The sequence below is a fragment of the uncultured Cyclobacterium sp. genome, from assembly GCF_963976465.1.
In the GTDB taxonomy this organism is placed as follows: Bacteria; Bacteroidota; Bacteroidia; order Cytophagales; family Cyclobacteriaceae; genus Cyclobacterium.
In genome coordinates this window covers 1-3925 of the sequence record NZ_CAXBOC010000503.1, presented here as the reverse complement: position 1 = coordinate 3925, position 3925 = coordinate 1, and the positions used below count along the sequence as shown (strand labels likewise).

Here is a 3925-nt window from a genome sequence, read left to right as displayed (position 1 = left end):
TGATCTGAATAATCTACCTCCCTTAAAGTTTTAAACTGTAATACTTCCAATGCTTTATCAAAAAACATATTGTCAATACGCAAGAAAAACAAAACCTTATTATAGGTAAAACCAAAGCCCCTGCCTTTGCTTTCAAAAGCATTTTCAAAATCCTCCCTAAGTTTGAAGTAAGTATAGCTGTATGGCAAATCATTAAAATCCCCTGCTAAAATAAGCGGGTATGGGCTATCTGCCATGTGCTTTTTTAAGAGCAACATCTGAGAAGTTCTAAGCTTTATTCCCTCCTTTAATTTCTTAATTGTAGCCCGGTATTGATTTTTTATTCCATCCAGATTGTCAAGGTCTGCAGCTTTGATATTCATGGATTCCAAATGGGTATTGTAAACCCTTATGGTATCTTGGTTAATTTTAATATCGGCAAACATGGCTCCGTTATTTCTTTTATTGTCAAAGACCTTACCACTATTGATGATAGGGTATTTACTGAATATAGCAATACCATAGGATTTCTTTTTTTCATTCCCATTTGCAGAATAATAGGCATATTCATAAGTACCATTATCACTGATCATCTTTAAGGAATTTCTCGAGGGGGTGGTGTAATCTTGATAAAACTCTTGAAAACACTTGATGTCAGAGGGGTTTTCTTTTGCCCATTTTATGGAATTTGTTATCATATTTTCGTTATCCTTGCCCCAGCTATTGTTAAATAACATGGTATTGTAACTCAAAAAAGTAAAGCCTTCAGTGCTGGTATCGGGCTCGTTCCACTGAAAAGTTACCACTAGAAACTTCCATCCAATAATTAATGCCAGGATCGGGTAAATAATTAATCGAAATCTTCCGAAAAGCAATAAGACAACCAAAAAAATATTGAGCATTAGAAAAACAGGAATGAGCAAAGGCAAAAGGCCGGTATAATCCCATGTTTCAGGTGAAATATGCACGCTGAAAAATAGGGCCATAGAAATAAAAAAAATAGAAATGATAATAAAGCGCATAGTGAAGATTTAAATAATTCACAAATTGGTAATAATTTTGTGCGATACCAATAGATTTATTTTTTTACTCAGGGTATTGCTCCAATATTAGCCCTGCCTATTTTTCAGGCCATAAATTTTAATCCAAAATTAAAAATATCCTGCCAACCAAAAAAATGAAGTTTCCACAAGTCCTAAAATAAGGTTTTAACTGGTATCAGGAATTTAATTTAAACCATAGATTAACCATGGGTGGCTTGAAATTGATATTTAACCTTTAATGCATGGCTGATTAAGGAAAAAATACATAGATTAGTGTGAAATTTAATCTTTATCACTATGAATGACCTTAGAAAACTATTTTTTAGTTTATTAGTTTTTTCCATATGCTTTGGGGTTTTCTCTTGTTCAAATCCCTCTTCAAAGTCAAATGAAACGATGACGGAGGATACAACAAATGACGTCAAAGAAAGGGCCAGTCCTTTAAAAACAACTTCCGGTAATATTGGTGGAAAAGCTGTGGCTGTAGAATATGGTGCACCTTCAGTTAAAGGACGGGTTATCTGGGGAGATTTGGTGCCCTATGGTGAGGTTTGGAGAACAGGGGCGAATGAAGCAACAAATGTGACCTTCGAGAAAGGAGTTAAAGTAGAAGGAGAAGCGGTGGAGGCAGGAAGGTATTCTTTGTTTACCATTCCTAAGGAAGATGAGCCTTGGACAATCATTTTAAACTCGGATTGGGATCTGGAACATGGTCATTTTCAATACAATGAAGAGAATGATGTATTACGGGTAGATGTCAGCCCAACTTTTGGAACTGACCATCAGGAAATGCTTTCCATCGAAGTGGTAAATAAAGGAATAGAAATTAAATGGGAAAAAGCTAAAGTATTGGTAAATATTGAATGAAATATATAGGGTTCTTTTTTTCATTGCTGTTTTCACTATTATTGGCTGTAAGTTTATCAATAAACATGGCCAGCTTACCTCCTTTGGCCAAGATTTTTGATCCCTTCAAAGGGTTCTGGCAAAATGCATACAGTGAGGATTATAATCCTGATTCGGAAGTCAACCTAGCCGGACTTCAGGCGGAAGTGGAGGTAACCTACGATAAAAACCTCATCCCGCATATTTTTGCGGAAAATGAAGAAGACCTTTATAAAGTCCAAGGTTATACCACCGCCAGACATAGGTTATGGCAAATGGAATTTCAGGCTTTGGCTGCTGAAGGCAGGCTTTCTGAAATTGTCGGAGAGATAGCTTTAAAAAGAGATAGGGAAATGCGCAGAAAAGGCTTGGGCTTTGGAGCAAAAAATAAGCTGAAGTATCTTAAAAAAAATGATCCTCGAACTCTGCAGTTGATGGAGGCTTACGCCGAAGGAGTGAATGCTTATATCCACCAACTTTCTCAGGCAGAATTGCCTTTGGAATACAAACTTTTAGATTATTACCCCGAGCCTTGGACTCCCTACAAATCGCTTCTATTTCTAATGAACATGGCGGAAACCTTATCGGGAGATAGTGATTTGGCCAATACTAATTTCCGCAACTTGTTTGGTGCCGAGTGGCAGCAAAGTCTTTTCCCGGAGCATCCCCAAGGAGTGGTGCCTGTGGTAGCTAAAGAAACCTGGGACTTTGAGCCGATTAAAGTAAAAGAGCCTGAAACAACTTACATTGACTCTATTAAAATCACCCAATTGCTACCGGAAAAAGAACCCGGTTTGGGTTCAAACAATTGGGCCGTTTCAGGAGAGAAAACTGCTTCAGGTTTTCCGATTCTGGCCAATGACCCGCATTTGGCGCTTAACCTACCTTCATTATGGTTTGCTGCTCAGCTAAGCACTCCTGAATATGCGGTAAAAGGAGCCACCTTACCCGGGACTTTAGGTGTTATCATTGGCTTCAATGAGAATTTAGCCTGGGGAATGACCAATGCAGACAGAGATGTAAAAGATTGGTACAAAATTACCTTTAAGGACTCCTCCAGGGAAGAATATTTATACAATGGGCAATGGATCCAAAGCAGGCGTCAGCTTGAAACTTTCACAGTAAAAGGACAAAATGATTTTGTTGATACTGTGATCTATACCCATTATGGTCCGGTCGTTTACGACAGGAATTTCAAAATGAAAGGAAAGCCGGCAAACTTTGCCTTGAAGTGGACGGCCCATGGAGACTCCAATGAACAAAAAACATTCATTAACTTAAACAAAGCCAAAGATTATTCCGATTTTGAGGAGGCCCTGACCCACTATGCTGCTCCGGCGCAGAATTTCGTATTTGCTTCCCGAAACGGAGATATCGGCATTAAGGTGCAGGGGAAGTTTCCCTTGAAATGGAGCGGGCAGGGCAAATATTTGATGGATGGAAGCAAGCCATTTTACGAATGGCAAGGCTATATTCCCGAAGCCCATAATGCCGAAGAAATAAATCCCGAAAAGAAGTTTGTTACTTCCGCCAACCAACATCCGGTTTCTGATAATTATCCTTATTTTGTTTACAACAATAATTATGAATATTTCAGAAATAGAAGAATTTCAGACCAATTATTGCAACGTACTGCTATTACAGTTGACGATATGAAGGCATTGCAATTGGATAATTATAATCTACATGCTTCGGAAATATTGCCCCTGATGCTTGATAGTCTAAATAGGCAGAACAAAGTGTTGGGAGAAAAGTGGTTGGCTCGATTGGAGGCCTGGGACTATGATGCTGCTTCTGATGAAATGGCTCCGGCATTGTTTCAATCCTGGTGGAATCAAACGGAAAAGGCTTTGTACGCCTCCTGGGATACTGAAGGTTTGCCAATTTCCTATCCCAATAAATTTAACCTACAACCTTTAAACCCTTAGTAGATTTATTTAACTTTCCAAACTGAGCTTGTTCAATATGCTCAGACCACCAATACATTAACTTCTGCCTACGTTCTAAATATTTACTTC

3 protein-coding genes are annotated in these 3925 nt (G+C 38.4%); 2 read left to right on the top strand and 1 reads right to left on the bottom strand.

The features are described 5' to 3' along the window. Positions 1 to 1001: endonuclease/exonuclease/phosphatase family protein (locus AAC037_RS21170; RefSeq protein ID WP_339905422.1), on the bottom strand; the 1001-nt coding region annotated here is incomplete at its 3' end. A gap of 417 nt (positions 1002 to 1418) precedes the next feature. On the opposite strand from AAC037_RS21170, the gene AAC037_RS21165 reads away from it, so the two are divergent. Together AAC037_RS21165 and AAC037_RS21160 are read left to right on the top strand one after the other, a co-directional pair. Then, positions 1419 to 1889 (top strand): DUF2911 domain-containing protein, encoded by a 471-nt coding sequence (locus AAC037_RS21165; protein WP_339905421.1) that lies wholly within the window; start codon positions 1419 to 1421, stop codon positions 1887 to 1889. Further along, complete coding sequence (locus tag AAC037_RS21160) at positions 1886 to 3835, top strand: penicillin acylase family protein (RefSeq protein ID WP_339905420.1); 1950 nt, start codon at positions 1886 to 1888, stop codon at positions 3833 to 3835. The genes AAC037_RS21165 and AAC037_RS21160 overlap by 4 nt, the downstream gene beginning before the upstream one ends. Positions 3836 to 3925: the final 90 nt, after the last annotated feature.

Excerpts from the sequence above, each read along its gene's own strand:
- AAC037_RS21165 (WP_339905421.1), top strand. The coding sequence starts at position 1,419 with ATGACGGAGGATACAACAAATGACGTCAAAGAAAGGGCCAGTCCTTTA.
- AAC037_RS21160 (WP_339905420.1), top strand. The coding sequence starts at position 1,886 with ATGAAATATATAGGGTTCTTTTTTTCATTGCTGTTTTCACTATTATTG.